General features: G+C 60.8%; 1 protein-coding gene. It reads left to right on the forward strand.

What is annotated here, in order from left to right; translation table 11 throughout:
* The coding region (locus D8V06_RS17630) for a 2-isopropylmalate synthase (protein WP_130931424.1) at nt 1-1,370 on the forward strand (1,370 nt) is incomplete at its 5' end.
* Between the last annotated feature and the right edge of the window lie 119 nt (nt 1,371-1,489).

Genomic DNA, 1,489 nt, shown 5'->3' on the forward strand with positions numbered 1-1,489 from the left:
TGACCCAGGGCCGTGAAGACCTGATCGAGCGCACGTTCGAATCTCTGCGTGGCGCGAAGAAAGCCATCGTTCACCTGTACAACGCGACCTCCCCTTCCTTCCGCCGCATTGTCTTCAATCAGGACAAGGACGGGATCAAGGAAATCGCCGTCAGCGCGGCCAAGCTGTTCGTCAAATACGCCGCCCAGCAGCCTGAAACCGAGTGGACATTCGAATACTCCCCGGAAACCTTCAGCGCTACCGAGCTGGAGTTCGCCAAGGAAGTCTGTGATGCGGTGATCGAGGTCTGGAACCCGACGCCTGAGCACAAGATGATCCTCAACCTGCCGGCCACCGTCGAATGCGCGACCCCGAACATCTATGCCGACCAGATCGAATGGTTCGGCCGTCACATCAACCGTCGTGACAGCGTGATCATCAGCCTGCACACCCACAACGACCGTGGTACTGGCGTAGCCGCCACCGAACTGGGCCTGATGGCTGGCGCCGACCGTGTCGAAGGGTGCCTGTTCGGCAACGGCGAGCGCACCGGTAACGTCGATCTCGTGACCGTGGCCCTGAACATGTACACCCAGGGTCTCGACCCTCAACTGGATTTCTCCGACATCGATGGCGTGCGCAAAGTCGTCGAAGAGTGCAACCAGATCCAGGTACACCCGCGTCATCCGTACGTTGGCGACCTTGTGCACACCGCGTTCTCCGGTTCGCACCAGGATGCAATCCGCAAGGGCTTCGCCCAGCAGAAATCCGATGCATTGTGGGAAGTGCCATACCTGCCGATCGACCCGGCCGATATCGGTCGCAGCTACGAGGCGGTGATCCGCGTCAACAGCCAGTCGGGCAAGGGCGGCATCGCCTACTTGCTGGAGCAGGAATACGGCATCAGCCTGCCGCGTCGCATGCAAATCGAGTTCAGCCAGGTGGTGCAGCGTGAAACCGACCGCTTGGGCCTGGAAATGACTGCCCAGCAGATCCACGCCCTGCTGCACAGCGAGTACCTGCAAGCCAACACCCCGTACGCGCTGGTCAGCCATCGCCTGCAGGAAGAAAACGGCAACAGCGCCGTCGAAGTGGAAGTGGCCAGCAAAGGTCAGGGTGAAACCAACCTGCACTGGCGCGGCAAGGGCAACGGCGCGCTGGAAGCGTTGGTGGCCGGCCTGCCGATTCCTGTGGAAATCATGGACTACAACGAACACGCCATCGGCGCGGGCACCAATGCCAAGGCGGCGGCCTACATCGAACTGCGTGTAAACGGTGAACGTGCGGTGCACGGCGTGGGTATCGATGAGAACATCACCACCGCCAGCTTCAAGGCACTGTTCAGCGCGCTGAACCGTTCGCTGAGCCAGCCGGAAGCGAAAGCGGCGTAAACCTTCGCTGCAATGCAAAAGGCCCCGGGGTGTGAACCTTCGGGGCCTTTTTTTACCTGCTTGTTTGATCGTTCCCACGCTCTGCGTGGGAATGCCTCAAGGGACGCTCCGCGTTCCAG

Source organism: Pseudomonas sp. Sample_24 (assembly GCF_004307605.1).
Taxonomy (GTDB): Bacteria; Pseudomonadota; Gammaproteobacteria; order Pseudomonadales; family Pseudomonadaceae; genus Aquipseudomonas.